Annotated in this window: 20 protein-coding genes; 10 read left to right on the top strand and 10 right to left on the bottom strand. The window is 61.1% G+C overall.

The features are described from left to right. Nucleotides 1-3: 3 nt before the first annotated feature. The 6 genes from xdhA to BLR31_RS07870 all read left to right on the top strand — a co-directional run bounded on the left by xdhA (nt 4) and on the right by BLR31_RS07870 (nt 9,463). Complete coding sequence (gene xdhA / locus BLR31_RS07890; protein WP_090594420.1) at nt 4-1,464, top strand: xanthine dehydrogenase small subunit; 1,461 nt, start codon at nt 4-6, stop codon at nt 1,462-1,464. Further along, the gene (gene xdhB, locus BLR31_RS07885; protein ID WP_090594417.1) at nt 1,461-3,797 is read left to right on the top strand and encodes a xanthine dehydrogenase molybdopterin binding subunit; all 2,337 of its coding nucleotides are present in this window, start codon (nt 1,461-1,463) and stop codon (nt 3,795-3,797) included. The genes xdhA and xdhB overlap by 4 nt, the downstream gene beginning before the upstream one ends. Before the next feature lie 49 nt (nt 3,798-3,846). Next, a complete protein-coding gene (gene xdhC, locus BLR31_RS21645; protein WP_176762566.1) occupies nt 3,847-4,668 on the top strand; it encodes a xanthine dehydrogenase accessory protein XdhC in 822 nt (273 codons plus the stop codon). Between the two features lie 6 nt (nt 4,669-4,674). After that, on the top strand, nt 4,675-5,904 hold the full coding sequence (locus BLR31_RS21640) for a urate hydroxylase PuuD (RefSeq protein WP_176762565.1): 1,230 nt from the start codon (nt 4,675-4,677) through the stop codon (nt 5,902-5,904). Further along, complete coding sequence (guaD, locus tag BLR31_RS07875; protein ID WP_090594414.1) at nt 5,901-7,205, top strand: guanine deaminase; 1,305 nt, start codon at nt 5,901-5,903, stop codon at nt 7,203-7,205. Before BLR31_RS21640 ends, guaD begins: the two co-directional genes overlap by 4 nt. An 89-nt stretch (nt 7,206-7,294) precedes the next feature. After that, nucleotides 7,295-9,463: a malate synthase G gene (locus BLR31_RS07870; RefSeq protein ID WP_090594411.1), complete on the top strand. Its 2,169-nt coding sequence runs from the start codon at nt 7,295-7,297 to the stop codon at nt 9,461-9,463. A gap of 55 nt (nt 9,464-9,518) precedes the next feature. On the opposite strand, the gene BLR31_RS07865 is transcribed toward BLR31_RS07870, so the two are convergent. From BLR31_RS07865 to BLR31_RS07840, 6 genes are all read right to left on the bottom strand, one after another. After that, nucleotides 9,519-9,905, bottom strand: a complete 387-nt coding sequence (locus tag BLR31_RS07865) for a hypothetical protein (RefSeq protein WP_176762564.1) — start codon at nt 9,903-9,905, stop codon at nt 9,519-9,521. Between the two features lie 48 nt (nt 9,906-9,953). Continuing rightward, nucleotides 9,954-11,660: an adenine deaminase gene (gene ade, locus BLR31_RS07860; protein ID WP_090594409.1), complete on the bottom strand. Its 1,707-nt coding sequence runs from the start codon at nt 11,658-11,660 to the stop codon at nt 9,954-9,956. 114 nt (nt 11,661-11,774) lie between these two features. Further along, nucleotides 11,775-12,848, bottom strand: coding sequence for a BMP family ABC transporter substrate-binding protein (locus tag BLR31_RS07855; RefSeq protein WP_090594406.1), 1,074 nt, complete (start codon nt 12,846-12,848; stop codon nt 11,775-11,777). Nucleotides 12,849-12,871: 23 nt separating this feature from the next. Continuing rightward, nucleotides 12,872-13,792 (bottom strand): ABC transporter permease, encoded by a 921-nt coding sequence (locus tag BLR31_RS07850; RefSeq protein WP_176762582.1) that lies wholly within the window; start codon nt 13,790-13,792, stop codon nt 12,872-12,874. A gap of 7 nt (nt 13,793-13,799) precedes the next feature. Further along, nucleotides 13,800-14,894, bottom strand: coding sequence for an ABC transporter permease (locus tag BLR31_RS07845; protein WP_090594401.1), 1,095 nt, complete (start codon nt 14,892-14,894; stop codon nt 13,800-13,802). After that, nucleotides 14,891-16,426 carry an ABC transporter ATP-binding protein gene (locus BLR31_RS07840; protein ID WP_090594397.1) on the bottom strand — a complete coding sequence of 512 codons (1,536 nt, stop codon included), beginning with the start codon at nt 16,424-16,426 and terminating at the stop codon, nt 14,891-14,893. The genes BLR31_RS07845 and BLR31_RS07840 overlap by 4 nt, the downstream gene beginning before the upstream one ends. Nucleotides 16,427-16,654: 228 nt before the next feature. On the opposite strand from BLR31_RS07840, the gene BLR31_RS07835 reads away from it, so the two are divergent. Continuing rightward, the gene (locus tag BLR31_RS07835; protein WP_090594394.1) at nt 16,655-17,032 is read left to right on the top strand and encodes a hypothetical protein; all 378 of its coding nucleotides are present in this window, start codon (nt 16,655-16,657) and stop codon (nt 17,030-17,032) included. Between the two features lie 55 nt (nt 17,033-17,087). On the opposite strand, the gene BLR31_RS07830 is transcribed toward BLR31_RS07835, so the two are convergent. From BLR31_RS07830 to BLR31_RS07815, 4 genes are all read right to left on the bottom strand, one after another. Next, complete coding sequence (locus BLR31_RS07830) at nt 17,088-18,620, bottom strand: alpha,alpha-trehalose-phosphate synthase (UDP-forming) (protein WP_090594392.1); 1,533 nt, start codon at nt 18,618-18,620, stop codon at nt 17,088-17,090. After that, nucleotides 18,617-19,417 (bottom strand): trehalose-phosphatase, encoded by an 801-nt coding sequence (gene otsB / locus BLR31_RS07825; RefSeq protein WP_090594389.1) that lies wholly within the window; start codon nt 19,415-19,417, stop codon nt 18,617-18,619. Before otsB ends, BLR31_RS07830 begins: the two co-directional genes overlap by 4 nt. A gap of 297 nt (nt 19,418-19,714) precedes the next feature. Then, nucleotides 19,715-19,906 carry a hypothetical protein gene (locus BLR31_RS07820; protein WP_090594387.1) on the bottom strand — a complete coding sequence of 64 codons (192 nt, stop codon included), beginning with the start codon at nt 19,904-19,906 and terminating at the stop codon, nt 19,715-19,717. A gap of 394 nt (nt 19,907-20,300) precedes the next feature. Further along, nucleotides 20,301-20,750, bottom strand: coding sequence for a hypothetical protein (locus tag BLR31_RS07815; protein WP_090594384.1), 450 nt, complete (start codon nt 20,748-20,750; stop codon nt 20,301-20,303). A gap of 283 nt (nt 20,751-21,033) precedes the next feature. Between BLR31_RS07815 and BLR31_RS07810 the strand changes: the two genes are divergently transcribed. The 3 genes from BLR31_RS07810 (at nt 21,034) to BLR31_RS07800 (ending at nt 25,440) form a co-directional block, all read left to right on the top strand. Next, nucleotides 21,034-22,773 (top strand): tetratricopeptide repeat protein, encoded by a 1,740-nt coding sequence (locus tag BLR31_RS07810; protein WP_090594381.1) that lies wholly within the window; start codon nt 21,034-21,036, stop codon nt 22,771-22,773. 81 nt (nt 22,774-22,854) lie between these two features. After that, complete coding sequence (locus BLR31_RS07805) at nt 22,855-23,844, top strand: acrylyl-CoA reductase family protein (protein WP_090594378.1); 990 nt, start codon at nt 22,855-22,857, stop codon at nt 23,842-23,844. Between the two features lie 63 nt (nt 23,845-23,907). After that, entirely contained in the window at nt 23,908-25,440 is a 1,533-nt protein-coding gene (locus BLR31_RS07800; protein ID WP_090594375.1) for an acyl-CoA carboxylase subunit beta, read from the top strand. The last annotated feature ends 1 nt before the right edge of the window (nt 25,441 follow it).

Here is a 25,441-nt window from a genome sequence, read left to right as displayed (position 1 = left end):
GACTTGGAAACGCGCGCGGCTATCCGCTTCTATCTCAACGATCGTCTGATCGAGCTCACGGCGATGGAGCCGGATCGCACGCTGCTCGACTTCCTGCGTCTGGACCGCATGCTGCGCGGCACCAAGGAGGGGTGCGCCGAAGGCGATTGCGGCGCGTGTACCGTGCTCGTGGGGCGATCGACCGCTGCCGGCCTGCACTACCAACCTGCCAATGCGTGCATCGCCTTTGTGTCGATGCTGGATGGCGCGCATGTCGTGACCGTCGAGCACCTGAAGGGCCGCGACGGTGGACTGCATCCGGTGCAGCAGGCGCTGGTCGATTATCACGGGAGCCAGTGCGGGTTTTGTACGCCGGGGTTTGTCATGAGCCTTTACGGGCTGTGGCTGGGCAACCCCAACCCTTCCTTGCCGGACATCGAAAAGGCGCTGCAGGGCAATTTGTGCCGCTGCACCGGCTATGCTCCTATTATGCGCGCGGCGCAGGCTGTGTCCAATTATGGGGCGGCGGTGGAGGATGCCTTAAATGTCGAGCGCGCCGACATCGTCGAAAAGCTCGGCGCGTTGAAGGACGGGCGCCGGGTGGTTGTTGAAGGCGGGCGCGGCAAGACCGTCATCCCGGCCGATGTCGACGATCTGGCGGCGGTGCTCGAGGACATGCCCGATGCGACGCTCGTGGCAGGTGCGACCGATGTCGGGCTTTGGGTGACCAAATTCATGCGCGACATCGCGCCGGTGGTCCTGATCGGTCATCTGATGAATGAGATTTCCATAGTCGACGGTCGCGTGGTCTTTGGCGCGGGCGTGAGTTACGCGCGGGCGTTCGAGACCATCGCCAAGCATATCCCGCAGTTGGTCGAACTGTTCGACCGGATCGGCGGGGCGCAGGTGCGCGCCATGGGGACGATCGGGGGGAATATTGCCAACGGGTCGCCCATTGGGGATATGCCGCCGCCGCTGATCGCGCTGGGGGCTGAGGTGACGTTGCGCAAGGGTGGTGCGCGTCGCGTGATGCGGCTCGAGGATTTCTTTATCGCCTATGGCAAGCAGGACCGGGCGAAGGGCGAGTTCGTGGAGACGATTTCCGTCCCGCTGCCAGAGGCCGACGAATTTTTCGGCGTCCACAAGGTCACCAAGCGGCGGGATGAGGACATCACGGCGACGCTGGGCGCGTTTCGCGTGCGGGTGGTCGATGGCGTCGTCGCCGAGGCGGTGATTGCCTATGGCGGCATGGCCGCGACGCCCAAGCGGGCGCGTGCGGTGGAGGAAGCGCTGGTGGGCAAGACGTGGTCGATCGAGAGTGTCGAGGCGGCGCTGGGCGCGTTCGAAGAGGATTTTCAACCGCTTTCCGATTGGCGGGCGAGCGCGGACTATCGAATGTTGGCGGCGAAGAATTTATTGAAGCGGTTTTATTTCGAGAACACCGAGGGGCCGAGCCATATCGTTCGGCATGAGGTGCTCGCATGACTGCTCTCGACGCAAAGCCGGCCATACGGGGTGGGGTGCATTCGGCGCAGAGCCATGATTCCGGGCACAAGCATGTCTCGGGCACGGCGGAATATATCGACGACATGCTCGAGCCGGCGGGGACGCTGCATGCGTATCTGGGGCTATCGACCTGTGCGCATGGTGAAATCCGGTCGCTGGGGCTCGAAGCGGTTAGGGCCGCGCCGGGGGTCGTGGGCGTTCTGACGGCTGACGACGTGCCGGGGCACAACGATATTTCCCAGCCGGGCAAGCATGACGAGCCTATTTTCGCCGAAACACGGGTGGAGTTTTACGGACAGCCGCTGTTTGCGGTGGTGGCGACGACGCGGGAAGCAGCACGTCGGGCGTCGCAGCTGGCGCAGGTGAGTTACACCGAATTGCCGTTTGCGCTCGATGTCGGCGTGGCGCGAGAGGCTGGTGCGACGCTCGTTACGCCGGGCATGACGCTGGAGCGAGGCGATGTGGCTGCGGGGTTGGCAGGCGCCAAGCATCGGGTGACCGGCACCATGGAAATCGGCGGGCAGGATCACTTTTACCTCGAAGGGCACATCGCCATGGCGATCCCTGGCGAGGACGACGAGGTGACGGTTCATTCCTCGACCCAGCATCCGAGCGAGGTGCAGCACATGGTGGGGCATGCGCTGGGCGTGCCGTCGAATGCGGTCAATGTTGTCGTTCGGCGCATGGGCGGCGGGTTTGGGGGCAAGGAGACGCAGAGCAATCTGTTTGCCGCGGTGGCGGCGATTGCCGCAAAGAAATTCAATCGTGCCGTGAAGATCCGGCCCGACCGCGACGACGACATGATCGCAACGGGCAAGCGGCATGATTTCGTCGTCGACTATGAGGTCGGCTATGACGACGACGGGCGGATCGAGGCTGTGGATGCGGTGTTTGCGGCGCGGTGCGGGTTTTCGGCCGACCTGTCGGGGCCGGTGACGGACCGGGCGCTGTTTCATGCGGACAATGGGTATTTTTATCCTGCTGTGCGGCTCAAGAGCCAGCCGCTTAAGACCAACACTGTGTCCAACACCGCGTTTCGCGGGTTTGGTGGACCCCAGGGCATGGTGGGGTGCGAGCGCTGGATCGAGGACATCGCCTACGCATTGGGCAAGGATCCGCTTGATGTGCGCAAGGCCAATTTTTATGGGCAGGGCGAGCGGAATTTGACGCCCTATCATCAGGCGGTCGAAGACAACATCATCTGCCGCGTCGTCGATGAACTGGAAGCGAGCGCTGACTATCGCGGGCGGCGTGCTGAGATCATCGCGTTCAACAGGAACTCGAAAGTACTAAAGCGCGGGATTGCGCTGACGCCGGTCAAGTTCGGGATCAGCTTTACGCTGACGGCCTATAATCAGGCCGGTGCACTGGTGCATGTCTATCGCGACGGGTCGGTGCACCTCAACCATGGCGGCACCGAGATGGGGCAGGGGCTCTACGTCAAGGTGGCGCAGGTTCTGGCCGATTGTTTCCAGATCGATCTCGACAAGGTCAAGATCACTGCGACGACGACGGGCAAGGTGCCCAACACTTCGGCGACGGCGGCGTCGTCGGGGTCCGATCTGAACGGAATGGCTGCAGCCAATGCGGCGGAACAGATCAAGGACCGATTGGTCAAATTCGCGATCGAAAAGTTCAACGTGCCCGAGGATGCGATAAGCTTCGAGCCAAATTGCGTGCTGGTGGGCAACCAGCGCTATCAATGGGCCGATTTCATCGACCAGGCGTATCTGGCACGGGTGCAGCTCTCGGCGGCGGGATTTTACAAGACGCCCGATATTCACTGGGACCGCGCGGCGGGGCGGGGCAAGCCGTTTTACTATTTCGCCTATGGCGCCGCGTGCTCCGAGGTCGTGGTCGATACGCTGACCGGCGAATACATGGTGGAGCGCGTCGACGTTTTGCACGACGTGGGCAAGTCGCTCAATCCGGCCATCGATATCGGGCAGATCGAGGGTGGGTTCGTTCAGGGCATGGGGTGGCTGACCACCGAGGAATTGTGGTGGGACGACAAGGGGCAGCTACGGACGCATGCGCCATCGACGTACAAGATTCCGGTGGTTTCGGATGTGCCCAAAGTGTTCAACGTCAAGCTGGCCGAGTGGTCGGTGAACACGGCGCCGACCATCCGGCGTTCCAAGGCGGTGGGCGAGCCGCCGTTCATGCTGGCGATTTCGGTGCTCGAGGCCATCTCGATGGCGGCGGCGAGCGTTGCGGATTACAGGATCGCACCGCGCATGGATGCGCCGGCGACGCCGGAAAGGGTGCTGATGACGGTCGAGCGACTGCGACGTGAGGCGGTGGGGTCGTGAGTGTGGTGTCAGCTGAGGGGGGCGCTGCGGTGCTGGTGGGGCGATACGCATGAGCGTGACGCCAAAGCAAATCCGCGATTTTTTGGATCGGCATCCGCAATCGGTTCTCGTCGAAGTCACCGAGGCCAAGGGGTCCACGCCGCGGGAGGCGGGGGCGTGGATGGTGGTGGCACCGGATGCGGCGATCGGGACCATTGGTGGCGGGCAGCTCGAGTTTCTGGCAATCGCGCGGGCGCGGGAGGCGCTGGCGTCCGGGGAGGCGGCTGCGGCGCTGGATATCCCGCTGGGGCCGGAGATCGGGCAGTGCTGCGGTGGGCGCGTTGCAATCGGGATGCGCACGGTGAACGCCGATGTGGCACAGGATGCGCGGGTGCGCGCCGAGGCCGAGTATATAAAGCGGCCGCATGTCTATGTGTTTGGTGCGGGTCATGTTGGCAATGCGCTGGGGCAGGCGCTGTCGCTTTTACCGTTGCGGACGTTGCTCGTGGACAACAGGGCAGCCGAGATTGCCAAGGTTCCGGCAGGCGTCGAGGCGCGACATGTGCCGGTGGCCGAGGCGCTTGTGCGCGAAGCGCCGGCGAGGTCTGCATTCGTGGTTCTAACCCACGACCATGGGCTCGATTTTCTCATAGCATCGGAAGCACTTATGCGCGGGGATGCGGATTATGTGGGGATGATCGGGTCGAAGACGAAGAAGGCCACGTTTAAAAGCTGGCTTTCGGATATGGGGTTGGGTACCGGGCTGATGGATCGGCTGACCATGCCGATCGGCGGGACCGATGTGCATGACAAGCGGCCAGAAGTGATTGCTGCGCTGACCGCTGCGGAAATCATCCGCGCGTTGGCGGTCGAAACTGCTGTTGGGGCATAGACCGAGATGACCGATTTTACGCTGTTTTGGGAATGGCTGGCGTTCGCCGTGCGGTGGAGCCATGTGATCGTGGGGATCGCGTGGATCGGGTCGTCGTTCTATTTCATCGCGCTCGATCTGGGGCTGCGCAAGCATGCGGGGCTCCCGGCAGGCGTGCAGGGCGAAGAGTGGCAGGTGCATGGGGGCGGGTTCTACCACATCAACAAATATATGGTGGCGCCGCCCAACCTTCCCGAACACCTGATCTGGTTCAAATGGGAGAGCTACACGACCTGGCTGACCGGGTTCGCGATGCTGATCATCGTCTATTACGCCGGGGCCGATCTGTTTTTGATCGACCGCACGGTGTTCGACGTCGATGCGCCAATGGCGATTGCCATTTCGCTCGCCTCGTTGGGGCTAGGCTGGGTGCTGTACGACCTCTTGTGCAAATCGCCTTTGGGCAAAAGCCAGACCGGGCTGATGCTGGTGCTGTTCGCGATCCTGCTCGCCATGTCGTGGGGCTATATGCAGGTGTTCACCGGCCGGGCGGCGTTTCTGCATATGGGCGCGTTTACGGCGACGATCATGTCGGCCAACGTCTTTTTTATCATCATCCCGAACCAGAAAAAGATCGTGGCTTCGATGAAGGCGGGCGAGGCGCCCGATCCGGCGCTGGGGGCGCAGTCCAAGCAGCGCAGCGTGCACAACAATTACCTCACGCTGCCCGTGCTGTTTTTCATGCTGTCGAACCATTATCCGCTGGCGTTCGCCACCGAATATAGCTGGGCGATTGCGGGCCTGATCTTCTTGATCGGGGTGCTGATCCGGCATTTCTTCAACACGATGCATTCGACCGGGCGGAAAGAACATTGGACGTTCGCCGTGGCGCTGATCTTGTTCATCGGAATCATCTGGTTGTCGAGCTATCCCAAGGCGCGCGCAGAGGTCGACACCGTAAGCGATACGGCGCAAAGCTTCATGGCCGATCCGCATTTCCAGCAGGCCTCCGATATCGTTCAAGGCCGATGCGCAATGTGCCATGCGGCGCAGCCGGGCTATGAGGGCGTCCACATGGCCCCCAAGGACGTGCGGCTCGATACGCCCGAGTTGATCGCCGAGCATGCGCGGGAAATCTACATCCAGTCCGCGCGCAGCCATGCCATGCCGCCGGGGAATGTGTCGTTCATGACGGACGAGGAGCGGGCGATGCTTGTCGTCTGGTACCAGTCGGTGACCGGGGAGCAGAGCCTGTGACGGCAAAAATTCTGCGCGGCCGGGTTCTGACTTTCGTGTCCGAACCAAACGGGCCGGACGATCACGAGAGCTATCGCTATATCGAAGACGGAGCGGTGGTGGTCGATCAGGGCCAGATCGTCTCGGTGGGCGAATACAATGATGGGCTCAAGCTCGCGGCGCCCAGGGCCGAGGTGATCGACCATCGCCCGGGCCTGATCCTGCCCGGCTTCATCGACACCCACATCCACTACCCCCAGATGCAGGTGATCGGCTCCTACGCCAAGGATCTCCTGGAATGGCTCAACACCTACACCTTCGTTGAAGAGCAGCGCTTTGCCGATGCCGGGCATGCGGCGCGGATTGCGTCGCTGTTTTGCGACGAATTGGTGCGGCATGGGACAACGACCGCGGCGGTCTATTGCACCGTGCATCCGCAATCGGCTGAGGCGTTTTTCACCGAAGCGAGAAAGCGCGATATGCGCATGATCGCCGGCAAGGTGATGATGGATCGCAACGCGCCCGAAGGGCTTCGCGATACGCCACAGCGCGGCTATGACGAGAGCAAGGCGCTGCTGGAAAAATGGGATGGGTTGGGGCGCCTGCACTATGCGATAACGCCGCGGTTTGCGCTCACCTCGACGCACGAACAGTTGGAGATGACCCAGGATCTGGTGCGGGAATTTCCCGATGCGTATGTCCAGACGCATGTGAACGAGAGCCTTGGCGAGATCGCGTTTGCCAAGGAGCTGTATCCGAACCTGCCGGACTATGTGGGGATTTACGAGCACTACGGTCTCTTGGGTCCAAAAACTCTTTTGGGACACTGCATTCACATGACCGACCGCGAAATGGCGGCGATGTACGAGACGGGATCGGTGGCGGTGTTCTGCCCTACATCGAACCTCTTCATCGGTTCGGGCCTGTTCGACCGCGACGCGATGATGGCGGCCAATGTGCGGATCGGGGTGGCCACCGATGTTGGTGGGGGCACGAGCTATTCGATGCTGCGCACGCTCGATGAGGGCTACAAGGTGTTGCAATTGCGCGGACAGCGGCTGTCGCCCCTGGAAAGCTTTTTCATGATGACGCTGGGCAATGCCCGCGCGCTCTCTCTCGAGCACAAGATCGGCGCGCTGGCGCCGGGGGGCGATGCGGACATCGTGGTGCTCGACGCCAAGGCATTGCCGCATATGGCGCTAAAGATGGAGCAGGTCGACAGTCTGGGCGAGGAGCTCTTCCTGCTGCAGACATGCGGGGACGACCGTGTCGTGGTGGAAACTTACGTGGCCGGCGAAGCGGCGAAGTCGAAGCGGCACTAGTTTCCACATCGTGGAAGCGTTTTGCGCGATGGGTTGGCGATTAGGATTCGATCCGATACTCGGCGAGTGGAAATCCAGGAGATTGAGCGATGAGCAATTACGTGACGAGGGCCGGTTTGCAGGTTGATGCATTGCTGGCGAAATTCGTGGAAGACGAAGCGCTCAAGGGGCTCGATCTGGCGTCGGATGCGTTCTGGTCGGGGTTTGCCGAACTCGTCACGCAATATATGCCCGGAAATCGCGAATTGCTGGAAATCCGCGATCGCATGCAAAACCAGATCGACGATTGGCACCGCGACAATGGGCCGGCCACCAAAGACCCGGCTGCATATGAAGCGTTCTTGCGTGAGATCAGATATCTCGAGGACGAGCCTGAAGATTTCCGCATAGAGACCGAAAATCTAGATCCCGAGATCGCCGAGCTGTGTGGGCCGCAGCTTGTCGTGCCGGTGTCCAATGCGCGCTATGCGCTGAACGCGGCCAATGCGCGGTGGGGCAGTCTTTACGATGCTCTCTATGGCACGGATGTGATCTCCCGCGATGGCGATCTAGCGCCGGGCAAAGGTTATAATGCCAAGCGCGGGGGCGAGGTTTTCGCACGGGCCGGCCATTTTCTCGACGAGACGTTTCCTCTGCTTGGGGTCAAGCATTGGGCCGTGACGCGGTATGGCGTTGATATGTCGGGCGATGTTGCGCGGCTGGTGATCGAGAGCCAGGACGGGCCGGCGAAGCTTGCTTACCCAGAGGCATTCGTAGGGTATGCGCAGGATGGCACCGTGTTGCGGGTCCTGCTGCAGCATCACGGGTTGCACGTCGACCTGGTGATCGATCCCGACCATCCGATCGGCAAGGATCACCCGGCGCATCTGGCCGATGTTGTGGTGGAAAGTGCGCTGACCACAATTCAGGATTGCGAGGATTCGGTTGCGGCGGTGGACGCCGAGGACAAGGTCGGCGTTTATCGCAACTGGCTCGGACTGATGACCGGGACACTGGAAGACAGTTTCGAGAAGGGTGGGGCTATGATGACGCGCCGGCTCAATGCCGACCGCGACTATACAGCGCCCGATGGCTCAAAGCTGACGCTCAAGGGGCGGGCGCTGCTGCTGGTGCGCAATGTCGGGCATCTGATGACTACGGACGCGGTGCTGGACGCCGAAGGGCAGCCGATCGGCGAAGGGCTGATGGATGCGGTGGTGACGTCGCTGTGCGCGATGCATGATGTGAAGCGCAGGGCCAATTCGACGACGGGGTCGATCTATATCGTCAAGCCCAAGATGCACGGGCCGACCGAGGTGCTGTTTGCGTGCAATGTGTTCGGCGAGGTGGAAAAAATCCTCGGCCTGCCGCTCAATACGATCAAGATCGGCATCATGGACGAGGAGCGCCGGACCTCGGCCAATCTCAAGGCGTGCATTTATGCGGCGCGGGAGAGGGTATTTTTCATCAACACGGGGTTTCTCGACCGGACCGGGGATGAAATCCATACCTCGATGGAAGCAGGTCCGGTGTTGCCCAAGGACAAGGTGCGGTCCGAGCGCTGGCTACAGGCCTATGAAGATCGCAACGTCACGATCGGGATCGCGTGCGGGCTGACCGGGCGGGCGCAGATCGGCAAGGGCATGTGGGCCAAGCCCGACGAGATGTCGGCCATGATGGAGCAGAAGATCGGGCACCCAAAGGCCGGCGCGAACTGTGCCTGGGTGCCGTCACCGACCGCGGCGACGCTGCACGCGCTGCACTACCATGAAGTCGATGTGTTCGAGGCGCAAAAGCGCCGCCACAATGAGCCGATACCGACGCTGGGTGAGTTGTTTTCGATGCCGGTGCTCGATCCCTCGACGCTGAGCGATGCACAAATCCAGCGCGAACTGGACAACAATGCGCAGGGGATTTTGGGCTATGTGGTGCGTTGGGTGGATGCGGGCGTTGGATGTTCCAAGGTGCCAGACATCAACGATGTGGGGCTGATGGAAGACCGTGCGACGTGCCGGATTTCCAGCCAGGCGATCGCCAACTGGCTGTGGCATGGCGTGGTGACGCAGGACCAGGTGGTGGCGACATTCGTGCGCATGGCCAAGGTGGTCGACGAGCAGAATGCTAGTGATCCAACTTATGAACCGATGAGCAACGACCCCGAAGGCTCGATTGCCTTTCAGGCCGCGCTGGCACTGGCGCTGGAGGGCACAGAACAGCCGTCAGGCTATACCGAGCCGATCCTGCATGCCAAGCGGGCCGAGAAAAAGGCCTTGGCGTAAGTCGTGTTCGCGCTTCCGAACCGGATGAGTGGAATCCGCTTATCCTGGAAGCGCTCTAAGGGTAATCTGTATGCTTTTTGGGGAGGCGCGGCATCGGTCGCGCCTTTTGCTTTTCAGCTGCCGCTTCGCGGGCGGTCTTTTTATCGCGGCGGTTGCGGCGCCAGAGATGATACTGGCGTTCGCCGCGCAGGATGAGCCCGTTCATCGGGCGCTGCAGGAAGGGCAGGTCGATCGCCAGTAGCAGCAGGCCGAGCGGCAGCATCCAAAGCCCGAGAATAGGCAGGAAAGCGAGCAGGCCGCCGATGACCAGCAGAATCCCCAAGGGAATGCGGATCAGCATCGCCCAGGGCTGGCGCAGGATATAGATCACCATGGCAAAGCGCGGAAAGCGCGCTTCGAGGCGAAGGAATAGTCGTTCCAGGCGGGGCCGCTCTTTGTTCATACACCATCAGATAAGCGGGATAATGGCTTTATCAAGCCCATCGCCTCATCAGACGAAATCGAATGCATCAACGTCGAAAAGGCCGCGGTCGGTCATCTTCAGATGTGGAATGACCGGCAGGGCCAGAAAGGCCACCTGAAGAAACGGTTCAGGCAGGATGCAGCCCAATGCCTTGGCGGCGGTGCGCAGATGTTCGAGGTGTTCAGTGACGATCTCGAAGGGTTCGAGACTCATGAGACCGGCGATGGGGAGCGCCAGATCGGCGAGGATTTCGCCCTCGCAGGCTACAGCGAACCCACCGCCGATTTCGATGAGGCGGTTGACGGCGAGAGCCATGTCCTCGTCGGTCACGCCAACCACTGTGATGTTGTGGCTATCATGGCCAACCGAAGACGCGATCGCACCGCGTTTCAGGCCGAAACCGGTGACGAAGGATCGACCGATATTGCCGTTGATGCCGTGGCGCTCGACGACTGCGAGCTTGATCACATCGGCGGCGGTGTCAGGCTGGAGGCCGGTGTCGGTCGTGGCGAGGGCGGCAGATTCGCGGAAGGTGAGAATGAGCCCGGGCTTGACGCCGATGACGGGGACTTCGTTGCGGTCTGGGTTGGGCGCAGTGATGAAGGCGGCGGCTTCGACGGGCTTGGCCTTCATGGAGTTGAGCCCGACGGGTTCGACGGGTTGGCGGGTGGCCCAGATTTCTGATGTAATGATCCGCCCGGCTGAGACAACGTCCGAAACCAGGCATTCATCGAGGCTGTCGAGCAGCGCGATATCGGCGCGCCAGCCGGGGGCGATGTGCCCGCGATCCTTCAGCCCGAAAATGCGCGCGGCGGAGTGGGAGGCGGCACGGTAGACATGATGAACGGGGCAGCCATGGGCGATGAGGCGGCGGATCGAAGAGTCGAGGTGACCTTCTTCGGCGATGTCGAGCGGATTACGGTCGTCGGTGCACAAGGCCACAAAAGCCGATGTGTTTTCATCGAGGATTTCGGCGAGGGCATCGAGGTCTTTTGAGACCGAGCCTTCTCGGATCAGGATGGCCATGCCTTTGGACAGTTTTTCTCGCGCCTCTTTCGCCGTCGTCGCTTCATGATCGGTGCGAATGCCGGCGGCGAGATAGGCGTTGAGATCCATGCCGGAGAGCAGGGGCGCGTGGCCGTCCATGTGGCGGTGCTGGAAAGCCTCGAGCTTTTTGAGGATGTCCGGATCGCAGTTGATGACACCGGGGAAGTTCATCATTTCTGCGAGCCCTATGACCTTTGGATGGTCCCCAAACGGCAAAAGGTCGTCGATCTCGAGGCGGGCACCGGCGGTTTCGAACGCGGTGGCAGGGACGCAAGACGAGAGGTTGACGCGGATGTCCATGATCGTGCGCTCGGCGCAGTCTAGGAAATAACGGATGCCGGGGGCACCGAGGACGTTGGCGATCTCGTGGGGGTCACAGATGACGGTGGTCACGCCATGCGGCAGCACGCAGCGATCGAATTCGTGCGGGGTGACCAGCGAAGATTCGATGTGGAGATGGGTGTCAATGAAGCCCGGCACGGCATAGCGGCCCGCGCCATCGATGGTCTCGTGACCCTCATATGTCCCGTGGGTGCCGACGATGCGGTCGGCAACGATGGCGATGTCGGTTTCGATGATCTCGCCGGTGATGATATCGAGTCGTCTGACGTTTTTGATCACCAGGTCGGCCGGTTCCAATCCGCGTCCTGCACTGATCATTCGGGCGAGGCTGGCGGATGTGGTCATGGGCAAAATCTCGAGTTTTGATTGCCTGGGAAGCGTGTGCGCTACAATGCGATCGGTCAAGAAACAAAAGCGGCGGCATTGCTGCCGCCGCTCGTTAGATTATGCAGCAAAACCTTACTGCGGGAGTTGGTCGTCGACGCCTTCGACGTAGAAGTTGAGGCCGAGCAGGGTGCCGTCGTCGGCCTGTTCGCCTTCTGCGAGCCATACCGTGCCATCCTGGCGGTTGATCGGGCCTTCGAAGATGATGAGTTCGCCGGCCTTGATGGCTTCTTCGGTTTCAGTCGCGAGCGCTGCGACGTCTTCCGGCATGTTGGTGTAAGGCGCCATGGTGAGGATGCCGTCGACGAGCCCGTCCCAGGTATCCGAGGTTTCCCATGTGCCATCGAGAACGGCCTGGACGCGTTCGATATAGTAGGGCGCCCAGGTGTCGACGATAGCTGTCAGCTGGGTTTCAGGTCCGGCTTCGATCATGTCTGACGCCTGGCCGAATGCCTTGATGCCGCGGGCGGCGGCTTCCTGCATGGGGGCCGTGGAGTCGGTGTGCTGGGTGATGATGTCGACGCCCTGATCCATCAGAACGCGGGCCGCGTCGGCTTCTGCACCGGGATCGTACCAGGAGTTGGCCCAGACAACGCGGACAGCGAAATCGGGGTTGATCGACTGCGCGCCGAGCATGAATGCGTTGATGCCCTGGACCACTTCTGGGATCGGGAACGAGCCGATATAGCCCGCGGTGCCGGTTTCCGAGATCGAGGCGGCGATGACGCCCTGGATGTAGCGGCCCTCATAAAAGCGCGAGTTGTAAACCGAGAGGTTCGGCGCCGTCTTGTAGCCGGTGGCGTGTTCGAACTTGACGTCCGGGAAGCGTTCGGCCACCGCGACGGTGGGGTCCATGAAGCCGAAGGATGTCGTGAAGATGATGTCGCAGCCCGAGCGCGCCATGCGCTCGATGGCGCCTTCGGAGCTGGCTTCGGCAACGTTTTCGATGAAGCGCGAGGTGACGGCGCCGCCGAAATGTTCTTCCATTTCGAGACGGGCGATATCGTGAGCCTGGCTCCAGCCGCCGTCGGTGTGCGAACCGACATAGACAAAGCAGGCTTCTGCCGTGTCCTGCTGCGCCTGGGCGGCGGGGACGAGGGTGAGCGACAGCGCAGTGGCCGTTGCGAGGGTGGTGAGGAGCGTTTTCATTGTTTCCTTCCTTTGGACGATTGTCAGCGGTCCGGTACGAAGCTCTTGCCGAGCGAGGCCGGGGTGTTGATCAGCGTCAGCCGTCGGTTCTGGGAAATCAGCACCAGAACGATGACGGTGGCGAGATAGGGGAGGGCCGAGAGGAACTGGGACGGAATGCCGATTCCCAGTGCCTGGGCGTGCAATTGGCCGATGGAGACGGCGCCGAATAGATAAGCGCCGGCGAGAATGCGGAAGGGACGCCACGAGGCGAAAACCACAAGCGCCAGGGCGATCCACCCGCGGCCGGCCGACATGTTCTCGGTCCATTGCGGCGTATAGACGAGGGATAGATGCGCGCCGGCGAGACCTGCACACGCGCCGCCGAACAGGACGGCGAGATACCGGGTGCGGATGACTTTTATGCCCAGCGCGTGGGCCGATTGCGGGTTGTCGCCGATGGCACGGAGCTTCAGACCGGACGGTGTGCGGAACAGGAACCACGCAACCCCGACGATTAGCGCGATCGATATGTAAAAGATCAGGTCCTGCCCGAACAGCAGGCGTCCGATGATGGGGAGGTCGGTAAGGCCGGGGATATTGAGCACGGGCATGCGCACGGCGGAGCGACCGACATAGGGTTCGCCGATCAGGCCCGAAAGGCCAAGGCCCAATATTGTAAGAGCAAGGCCGGTGGCGACCTGATTGGTGGCGAGGGTCAGCGTGAGGACGGCAAAGAGCAGCGACAGCGCCATGCCGAACAATACTCCGACGACAGCGCCGATATAGGGATTGCCGGTGACAATCATGCCGATGAAACCACCGATCGCCCCCATAACCATCATGCCCTCGACGCCGAGATTGAGAACGCCCGAGCGCTCGACGACGAGCTCTCCGATGGCGGCAAGCAGGAGTGGAGTCGCAGCAGTGGAAATGGTGAGAAGGACGGCCTGGATCAGGATCAGCGTTGCGTCAGACATCGGCAGCGCTCCCCTGGGCTTTGGGCGTCGGCACGAAGCGGATGCGGTAGTGGATAAGCGTATCGCAGGCGAGGATGTAAAGGAGCAGGGCGCCCTGGAAGACGCGCGCCACCTTGTCGGAGAGGCCGAGTGAAATCTGCGCTGCCTCGCCGCCGAGATAGGTCAACGCGAGTACGAGACCGGCGACGATGACGCCGAGTGGGTTCAGGCGCCCAAGGAAGGCGACGATGATGGCGGTAAAGCCATAGCCGGGCGAAATGATCGGGCGCAATTGGCCCGACGCGCCGGCGACCTCGATGATTCCGGCCAGCCCGGCGCAGGCGCCTGCGATGAGGAAGGAGAAGAACACCATCTTTTTGGCGTCAAACCCTGCGAAGCGTCCGGCGCGGGGGCTGGTGCCGAGCACCTTGATCTCGAAACCCTTAAGCGTCCTGCTGAGCATCACCCAGAGGGCTATGGCGACGAGGATGGCTATGACGAAACCCCAATTGGCGCGGCCATCGGCGGGCATTAGTTCGGGGATGCGGGCGAATTGGTGGAAGCGGACGGATTCGGGGAAGTTCATGCCCGCAGGGTTTCGCCAGGGGCCGCGCACGAGATAGTCGAGGATCAGCTCGGCGACATAGACGAGCATCAGGGAAACGAGAATTTCGTTTGTGTTGAACTTTGCCTTGAGCAGCGCCGGTATGCCGGCCCAGAGGGCGCCGCCGACAATGGCGAAGGTCAGCATCAGCGGCAGGACGATGGGCCCCTGCATATCGGTGAACAGCACGGGGAATATCGACCCAGCCAGGGCGCCCATGATGAACTGGCCCTCGGCGCCGATATTCCAGTTGTTCGAGAGATAGCAGATCGACAGCCCGGCCCCCATGAGGATAAGCGGGGCGGCCTTGATCAGCAGTTCGTGGACCGACCAGAGTTCGGTGAGCGGCTCGATGAAATAGACATAGAGCGCTTCGAGCGGGTTCTTGCCCAGGATCGCGAACATGATGGCGCCGGTGAACACGGCCAGCGCAAGACCGATCAGAGGCGAAAAAAAACGCAAAGTCTTTGAAGGATTGCCGCGTTTGACGAGTTCGAGCCTCATGCGGGAACTCCGGAAAACGCACCTGACATCTTGAGCCCGATGGCGTTGCGATTGGTTTCGGCGACAGGTTCGAATGCGGAGAGCTGGCCCTCCGCGATCGCGGCAAGGCGATCGGTGAACTCGAACAGTTCATCGAGATCCTGACTGATGACGAGGATCGCGGCGCCCGATTCCGCCAAATCGACAAGAGTCTGGCGGATGCGGGCGGCGGAGCCGGCATCGACGCCCCATGTCGGCTGGTTGACAATAATGAGCTTTGGGTCTTCGAGCACTTCGCGCCCGATTATGAATTTTTGTAGATTGCCGCCAGAAAGTGACTGCGCTGCCGGATCCTCCGCGCTTTTGCGCACGTCGAGCTTTTCAACGATCGTGCCGAGCAGCGATTTGGCCAGGCCGCGATTGAGAAAGAGGCCCGATTTCAGGCCAGGGTTGACCCGGTAGCGGGTCAAAATCACATTCTCGCTTAGCGACAGCGTCGGCACGGTGGCGTGGCCGAGGCGTTCCTCGGAAATGAAAACCGCGCCCCGGGCGCGACGCGCCGAAATGTCCTCATGACCTGCGGGGTGCCCGAAGAGCATCACTTGTTCAGGTCTGCCAGCCAGACGTTCGCCCGAGATAACATCGAACAGCTCCGATTGGCCGTTGCCCGCAATGCCGGCAATGCCAACGATCTCGCCGGGGTAGAGGTCAAGGTTCACGTCCTTGAGGCGTGTGCCGAATACTTCGCGGGAATCCATGGACAGGCCGCGGATCGAAAGAACGGGCTGTGCCGATTGCGAACGCGCTTTTGACGGACGGATCTGATGAATGTCGGCGCCGACCATCATCTTCGCGATAGATGCCGCAGTCTCTTCACGCGGGATGCAAGTGCCGACGATTTTCCCCTGCCGCAGGATCGTCGCGCGCTCACACAGCGCGCGAACCTCTTCGAGCTTATGAGAGATGTAGAGGATCGCCTTGCCCTCGGAGGCGAGCTGGCGAAGCACTGTGAAGAGGTCGTCTACCTCTTGCGGCGTGAGCACCGAAGTGGGCTCGTCCATGATGACAAGATCGGGGTGACCCAAAAGGCAGCGGACGATTTCGATCCGCTGGCGTTCGCCCACCGATAAGTCGTGCACATGCGCGCCGGCTTTGAGAGGCAATCCATATTCGCGCGATACCGCTTCGAGATCGGCGGCCACCTTTTTGAGTGGCGTATCGCCCGGAAGCGCGACAGCCACGTTTTCGGCAACCGTCAGCGCTTCGAAAAGGGAAAAGTGCTGGAACACCATCCCGATCCCGAGCTGGCGGGCATAGGCGGGATTGGGGATCGTCACGGCCTTGCCGCGCCAGATCATTTCGCCCGCGTCGGGCTGCAATGCGCCGTAGAGCATTTTGACGAAGGTGGATTTCCCGGCGCCGTTCTCGCCCAGTAGGGCATGGATTTCGCCCGGGAATATCTCGAGATCTACGGCATCATTGGCCTTGAATGTGCCGAACGACTTGGTCAGCCCTTTCAGCGTCAGTAGAGGTTCAGGGCCGGTTGAGATCATCGTGCGCCAATTTTAGACCAAATGGACAAAAACCAATATGTCGCCACATTCGGCGTCATGCAAGAAGGATTGCATCACTGCTGCACCGTTTTGACCGCCTGCCTAAAATTGATGCATGTGCGATCTGGAACGGAGATCCCGTAAGAACGTTATCACGGCTGAGGCGCCGAGCGCCCGCATGATTATGGACTTTTCAAAAGCTTATATTTTTCAACCTTGAGGGATGAAATGACCGATCCTGATCCACATCTCAATACGACTGAAGTTCGACAAGGCAACGCTCGCAAGGAAAACTCCCGCGCGCTCATTTTCGGGCTTATAGGGATCGTGGTGCTGTTCGCCCTGGCGATCTGGTTTTTCACGGCCACCTATGACGAAACCCCGACAACGACTGATGGTGGCGCCACCATTGAAGACACCGATGCCGTTGATGCGCCGGTGACCGAAGGCGAGGCACTTGAAAACCTGCCGACGCCTGCGCCAACCGACTCGGCCGTTGACGATGCTCCTGCTGAGCCCGTTGCTCCGACGGAAGTTACGCCTGAAGCCGAAACACCTGCCGGCGAAGACGTGACTACGCCTGCTGAAGGTGTTCCCGGGGCGTAAGCTTCACAACAGTTTCAATGAAGAGGCGTCGGAAATATCCGGCGCCTTTTTTGTATCATGCGCCCGAAAAGATCGAGCGGAGCCATGGCAGGAGAGCGCGGGCATTGCTCGGACGCTCGATCGGCATGGTTGAGCCCGTTCCCAGCGTGCCCGACCGCGGCAGAAGTTCGGTATCGAGGCGCTCACTGCTGTCATCGTCGCCATTATCGGATGTCGAGCGAGTCTCGCCGCCATCTCCAAGGGCATCGAGGAAACTGTCTGCCCAATTGTCCACATTGTGCTCGCGCGCTGCGGCCATCAGGCTCGTCCAACGCGCCTTGCGCTCGTCGAGCGGCATGGTCACCGCCCGCCGCATGGCTTCGGCGGTCTCGTCGGAATCGAACGGGTTGATGAGCAAGGCGTCGTGGAAAATCTCTGCTGCGCCGGCAAAGCGGGAGAGAACGAGAACGCCGGGATCCTCGGGGTCCTGTGAGCCTACATATTCATGCGCCACGAGGTTCATACCATCGCGGAGCGGCGTCACCAGTCCGACCTTCGCGAGTCGATAAAGGCCAGCCAAAGACGCTTGCGCATAGGCTCGCTTCACATAGGTGATCGGCAACCAATCGGGCTCCGCAAAACGCCCCGTAACGCGCCCCACTGCGGTGTCGAGTTCGTCGGAGATGATCTGATATTCCTTGATCGTATCGCGAGAGGGCGGGGCGATCTGGATCATATGGACGGCGCGGCGCAGGTTCGCGTTGTTTTCCAGCAGTTTTTCATAAGATTGAATGCGCTGCGGGAGCCCCTTGGAATAATCCAGCCGATCGACACCCAGAAGCATCGAACGCCCATTCATGGCGCGCTCGACCTTTTTGTACATCTTTTGCGCGTTGGGGCTGACGGCGAGCTTTGCGAACGCGTCGGGGTCTGATCCGATGGGGAAAGCTTTTATGATTGTGCTGCCAGTATCGAAGTGGAACGGGGTTCCGCCGCCGGCCCGCACCATTTCCTCATGAGCGATGAATTCATTGAACGCGGCAACGTCGCGCTGAGCCTGCAGGCCCACAAGGTCGTAGGCCATGAGATCGTTCAGCAAATCCTCGTGGTGTGGGATTGCGTTGAGCGCATCGGGGGTCGGAAACGGAATGTGGAGATAAAAGCCGATCCTGTTGCGTATGTTTCGGCGGCGCAATTCCGTAGCCAGAGGGATGAGATGATAGTCATGGACCCAGATGACATCGTCGCGCTTGAGGTGCGGAATAAGCGCATCTGCGAACTGTGCATTCACACCGCGATAGCCTTCGTACCAGTGCGACTGGATGTCGGTGAGATCGAGCCGGAGATGAAACGCCGGCCACAGGATCGAGTTGGAAAATCCGGCGTAGTAGCTTTGATGATCGGAACGCGTAAGGTCGATCGCGCCAATCTGCAGGCCATCAACGGTTTCAAATCGCGCTTTTTTCTCCGGCGATTCCGCAAAAGCGCCGGACCAGCCGAACCAGAAGCCATCGCGCGCCGAGAGGGTTTTCTTCAGCGCGACAGCAAGCCCACCTGCAGCCGGCGACTTTCCCGGTATGCGGTTGGAAACAATTACCAGGCGGCTCATTTGACCATGCTTTCCTCTTGGGACTGGGCTGGCTGGTTGGCGGCCCTTGCCGCTATCCGCTCGGCCAACGCGTCGAGATAGGCGTGCACCTCAGCTGTGCCGGCGAGGTTGAACCGTGCCGCCGTTTCGCCCTGTCCGACCTTGATACCGAAGCCGCCTAAATCTGTAGCGGCGATAAAACCATCCTCGTCGCTTACATCGTCGCCGATAAAAACCGGCGTTCGACCCTTGAACGGGACGATGGTCATCAACGCGCGGATGGCTTCGCCTTTATCCGTTCCAACCGGGCGAGCTTCGACGACCTTCTTGCCCTCGATGACGTGAAAGCCACTGACCCCGGCGACAGCGCGTTCGACGATTCGCTCGACTTCCGCGCGTTTTTCCGGAGCGGCGCGATAATGGACGGCCACACCCGTCGGTTTGGGTTCAATCAAAATCCCGGCTTCTTCGCCGAGATGGTGGGTCAGCGCCTTCGCTATGTGGCGGGCGCCGGCGATATGATCGGGGTCGGGGTCCTCGATTTCGCCATCATGGCGCCGCTCGGCGCCGTGGCTGCCCGTGACGGAAAAATCCTGGTGGGGCAAAAAGCCCTCGATGTCGGCGATTGTCCGTCCGGTTATGACCGCAAGAGCGCCATCGAGCGCCCCATACAGCCGCTCCAACCTTTGGGGCAGGTCGGCGGGCACGATAACAGCGTCTGGACTTGGGGCTATCTCCACCAAAGTACCATCGAAGTCGGTAAATATCGCCACCGGTCCCGCGCTGGCGGAAAGGATGGCGGAAATATTGTCAGGCATGACCCTCGAAAACGGTTGTTGCGTAACACTCCATCTGTTCAATGCCCCGTTGGGCAAAGAGTTCCGGCCCTGCAGAGTATGCCGAAGCGGCCCGGTGTGATGTCAGATGGTGGCACAAGCTGGTGTGAGAGCAAGCCGATTGCGCGCATGGCCGGGTCCCACCTCACGCAAGCGGCGGGCCTAATGTTTAGTCGCCGCAGCCGGAAGCGCCGGCACAGATAGCGGTCCGTGCCGGTGCGAAATCATATCTCGTTCCACTATGCCTCGTAGGGATTGTCGTCCCTTCATATGCGCAATTCAGTGTGCCAGAGCGGCTTGCACTGTCATCCCATCGATATCGCAAGCCAGGCTACCCTGTACGCACGATATGACTTCGATCGATGGTTGATGTGAAACGGTTAGTCCATTCGCTTGAGTGATCGTCAAAACGACGATGAACAGGCTGGCCGCAAGGGCGGTCAGGCTGACTAGGCGTGGCGTGGTCATCATGGGTGGCCTCCCCGCACTGTTCGAGAAACTGCCGGCCGCCAAAGAAGGGTGGCCGGATTATTGCCGAAACATTAACGCCGTACGCGAGATGGCAGAATGCGTTAGCCATATTCAATTGGCAAGCCCCTGTTTATACCCTGGGGAAAAGGGTGGGGAGAGGCGCGGCGCAAGGCCAGCCGGCAGAGATAAATCTACCCCTCTCCCCGAGAAGGCCGGTCGATCGAGGACGCTATCGACGACCGGTCTTCGCGCTCGCGGTTCGGGAGGGACAAACCGCGATCTTTTCGGCACCACGGTGCCGTATGGAGGCGGGAGGAATGAATACAAACACGACCTTGGGGGACGCATTCAGGAGCACATTCCTCCCTATCGGACGCAACCGGGGACGCGGTGGTTACGCCCGAATTGGCCAGGTTACGGTTTCCCGCACCCAGAATTCGGTCATGGCCTCGAGTTCGGCTGCATAGGCCGCGAGGTCGGGGTGGCGAACGAACACAGCATCGGCGCCAGCGTGGCGCAATCTGCCGGGTTCCGTCCCGGCGTTCTCCTCAACGATCGCCACTATGGCAACGCCCGCCGCTTTGGCATGGTTCCTGATCTCGGTCACGAAATCGGCACTGGCCGACGAGTGGGACTTGAGGTCCACGATGACCAGATCGGGCATGCTGTCGCTTCTTTGGTCGAAGAGCTCAACCAAGGACCGTTTGGCGCGGCGGGCATCGCCCAACCAGGTAAGTTCGACGTGGTCGGCGACGGATGCCAGCACGCGCTTCATGAGGCGGGCGGAGTGAACGTCATTATCTACGAGCGCGAAAACCGGCCCGTGGGCAGCAAATGCGGTCATACTGAAAAACTCAAAAAAGGCGGTCGTAAACCCGCACCTGCGGGCTCGACGCTAACAACTAATTTTTAGAAATATAGGGACCACGCATCCCCGCCGGGATAAGTAGGTACATGCCGCCCCTTAATGGTCGCCGGTGTGTGGGCCGGGGCTCTGGCTGTTGACGGCGATATGGTGCATCGCGCGCCGGGGCATAAGGTTAGCCGGTGTAAAGCAACGTAAACCGGATCGTCGATTTACATGTAAATCGATGCCGTCTAGTCTCTCCTTTAATGGAGGGGCGCCATTGCCGGATCGGGATGTATCGGGCATCGCTGCTGAGGCAGACGTTCGGGCGGCGCTGGCCGAGCTGACCGCATGGGAGCCGTTGCGGCGATCGCCTCAGATATCGGCCTTTCTCACCTATATCGTCGATGCTGCACTGCGCGGCGAGAGCGACACCATCAAGGCCTATGCGATCGCCGTTGATGTATTCGGGCGGAGTGAAGATTTCGATCCGCAGACCGATCCCATTGTTAGGGTGCAGGCGCGCCGCTTGCGGCAATTGCTCGATCGGTTTGATGCGGATGGTCTCGGACAGGCTCCGGTGCGCATTCTCATTCCGCGCGGGCGGTATGTTCCTGAGTTCCTGCTGCGTACTACATCACCGGCGCCGCTGCTGCCGTCAGAGGAAAGCGGTCAAGCAGCGGACGCCCGGCTGCCGCAGACGCCTTCACGTTCGATCTGGGTGGCCGGGGCCATTGCTGTTCTTGTTCTCATGGCAGCGCTTTATTTCTGGCCCGAGCTCGGCAGGCGCACCGCGCAGGGACCGCCACAGCCTCAGGCGCCTTTGCTGATTGTCGAGGAGTTCGAAAATCATACGGAGGACGACCGCGGCACGCCGCTCGTCGCAGGGCTGGCCGTCGAACTGGTGAGCATTCTCAATTTCTTCCCCGACCTCGCGGCGCGCTATGGCGGCCAGCAAGCGGCGACATCGGATGCGGACCGGGCGGTGAGCGACCGCATCTATATCCTGTCCGGTGTCGCGCGGCGGGCCCCGCGCGGCATCCTCTACAGCGTTGTCTTGAGGGCGCAGCCCCAGGACACGATCCGCGCCAGTTTCGAGGTCGAAGTGCCATTGGCAGCGGGAGCGCCAACGTTGTCGCTGCAAGAGGTGGCTACGCGCTTTGCGCTCCGGCTCGGAAGTCCGCGTGGGCCGATGCATGCGGACGTGCGAGCCTGGCTTGCCGGCGATGGCGTGGCTGTGAGCGTGCTGGAGTATTATCCCTGCCTCGCCGGGTTTGCCGCCTTTAGGGAGCGCCGCGTCGAGCGTGATCCCGCTCCTCTTCTCGATTGCGCGGAGGTCGCGGCGCGAGAGGGCCACGCCGAGGGATTGGCCATGGCGGGGTTTCTAACGTCCGATATGGGCTGGCGCTCGGGTGCCGACACGCAGGAGGGTGAATTGGCGCTTCGTGACGGGATCGCGCTGGCCGAGGCGGCGATCGAGCGTGATCCCATGAGCGCCTTTTCCTGGGCTCAGCGCGGCTACGTCGCCTTCCTTGCTGGGGAGGTCGGCCGGGCGCGCGATCTTTTCAGCACGGCGATGCAGATCAATCCCGCAATGGTCGATGTCGTGGCGGATTACGCCTATATCAACGCGCTGACAGGCAATTGGGATACGGCCAACGCCTATTCCGAACTGGCAATGACTGCCGATCCCGACCCGCCGAATTTCTACTTCACCGTTCCTGCACTCGATGCGCTGCGTAACGCGGAATACGAGCTCGCGGCGCAACTGGGCGAACGCATGGTCGAGGGCCTGCCCGACCTCGGAGCGGCATTCATGGTGGCGGTCGGCGGGCAATTGCGTGACGCTGAAATCATAAACAGGTACATGCCGCGCCTTCTGGCCAGTCAGCGCTATCGCCGGCTGGGGGTCATGCCCGCCCTGCGTGAGCACATCTCCGACCCCGAAATCCTGCGCCAGCTATCGGCGGGATTGCTGCAGGCGGGTATGCCGCTCGACCGGCTCGCCCAACCCTTCTGAGGATCGTTGCCAAAGAAGCCGGCTTGGGCTGGACGTTCGCGGCAAATCACTGTGAGATGGCGCAAGCGGGAGGAGTTAGACATGAGTTTTCGTGCTTTAGTCACCGACAAGCGAGCGGACGGTACCGTGCGCTCTACGATATCCGACCTCGATGAAGCCAGCTTGCCCGAGGGCAATGTTCTGGTCGGGATCGACTGGGCGGGGTTCAACTACAAGGACGGTATGGCGCTGGCCGGCATAGGCGGACTGGTGCGCAATTATCCCCATATCGGCGGGGTGGATTTTGCCGGGCGCGTCATCGAGAGCCATGACGAGCGCTATCACCCGGGACAGGCTGTCGTCCTCACCGGATGGCGGGTCGGCGAATGGCACTGGGGCGGCTTTGCCACACGGGCGCGGGTCAATGCCGACTGGCTGGTGCCGCTGCCGAAATCCATTTCCACCCGTGACGCCATGGTTCTGGGTACGGCGGGTCTGACGGCCATGCTCGCCGTGCATCGCTTGAAATCCGAAGGCGTAAAGCCGGGCGTGGGCCGCGTGCTTGTCACCGGCGCTGGAGGCGGCGTCGGGTCGATGGCGACATTGCTGCTGGCGCGATCGGGTTATGTCGTCGATGCGATGACCGGACGCGACAGCGTCTCGAAGGATTTGCTGGCACTGGGTGCCGATGCGGTCGTCGGCCGGGACGTTCTCGCCCCATCACCCAAAAAACTCCTCGCGCCCCGTTGGTCCGGCGCGGTGGACAATGTCGGCGGCGCGCCGTTGGGTGAACTGCTGAAGCAGATCGAGCCCGGAGGGTGTGTCGCCTCGGTGGGGCTTGCCGCGGGCGATGGATGGGATGGAAGCGTCGTTCCCTTCATCCTGCGGGGCGTGACCATGGCAGGGATCGACAGCGTGATGCAGCCTTATCTGGCGCGCGTAACGGCGTGGGATCGTCTGGCAAGTCTGTTCGGATTTGCTGCTTACGAGCACATGGTCACCGAAGTCGGGCTGGGTGAGCTCGAGGGCGTTTCGCGCGAAATCCTCAAGGGTAACATTAAGGGCCGCGTTATCGTCTCGCCAAAACGGTAGGCAAAAGCCGCTCGAAAAAATCAAAATAATCGTTAGGGTATAGACGTCTAACGGAGGGGCTACATGCAGGACGTCATCAACGCGCTCGAACACAAGCGCGAGCAGGCACGGCTCGGTGGTGGCGCGCGCCGCATCGAGACGCAGCATGGCAAGGGCAAACTGACGGCGCGCGAGCGCTTGGCCGTTCTTCTCGATCCGGGCAGCTTTGAAGAATACGACATGTTCGTCACCCACCGAACGCGCGATTTCGGTATGGATGCACAGATCATCCCCGGCGACGGCGTCGTCACCGGCTGGGGCATGATCAATGGTCGGCTGACCTATGTCTTTTCGCAGGATTTTACGGTTTTCGGCGGTTCGCTTTCCGAAACCCATGCGCAGAAAATCTGCAAGATCATGGACCTTGCCGTCCAGAACGGCGCACCCCTCATCGGGCTCAACGATTCCGGTGGAGCGCGTATCCAGGAGGGCGTCGCTTCGCTGGGTGGGTACGCGGAAGTCTTCTGGCGCAACGTGCAGGCCTCGGGCGCTGTGCCTCAGATCTCCGTGATCATGGGGCCATGCGCGGGCGGGGCCGTCTATTCTCCGGCGATGACGGACTTCATCTATATGGTGAAGGACACGAGCTACATGTTCGTGACGGGCCCCGACGTGGTCAAGACGGTGACCAACGAGACGGTGACCCACGAGGAACTGGGCGGGGCATCGACGCACACCAGGATTTCATCGGTGGCCGATGCCGCGTTTGAGAATGATATCGAAACGCTGCTCGAAGTGCGTCGGCTGTTCGACTTCCTGCCGCTGTCGGCCCGCGAAAAGGCGCCGCGTGTCGCAACGAACGATCAGGTCGACCGGCGCGAGGACAGTCTCGATACGCTCATCCCAGCCAATGCCAATACGCCCTATGACATGCGCGAAGTGATCGAAAAGATTGCCGACGAGGGCGATTTTCTCGAGCTGCAGAGGGATCATGCAGGCAATATTCTCATCGGGTTCATCCGGCTCAATGGGCAGAGTGTGGGTGTGGTCGCCAATCAGCCAATGGTCCTGGCGGGGTGCCTGGATATCAACGCATCGAAAAAAGCAGCCAGATTCATACGCTTCTGCGACAGTTTTGATATTCCGATTCTGACATTCGTGGACGTCCCGGGCTTTCTGCCAGGCGTGGCGCAGGAGTATGGCGGGATCATCAAGCATGGCGCCAAGCTGCTCTTCGCCTACGCCGAGGCGACGGTGCCCAAGGTCACCGTCATCACGCGCAAAGCCTATGGCGGTGCCTATGACGTCATGGCCTCAAAGCACATAAGAGCCGATGTGAACTACGCCTGGCCCAGCGCCGAGATCGCCGTCATGGGCGCCAAGGGCGCGACCGAAATTTTGTACCGTTCCGAACTGGGCGACGCCGACAAGATCGCGGCGCGCACCAAGGAATACGAAGACCGCTTCGCCAACCCGTTCGTGGCTGCGGAGCGTGGGTTTGTCGACGACGTCATCATGCCCCACAACACGCGCCGCCGCGTCGCGCGCGCGTTGGAAACGCTCAAGCACAAAAAGGCGCACGTGCCGATTAAGAAGCACGGGAATATTCCGCTGTGAG

The organism is Pelagibacterium luteolum (assembly GCF_900100665.1).
Taxonomy (GTDB): domain Bacteria; phylum Pseudomonadota; class Alphaproteobacteria; order Rhizobiales; family Devosiaceae; genus Pelagibacterium; species Pelagibacterium luteolum.
Note: the sequence above shows the minus strand (reverse complement) of the source record. Positions and strands in the feature narration are given on the sequence as shown.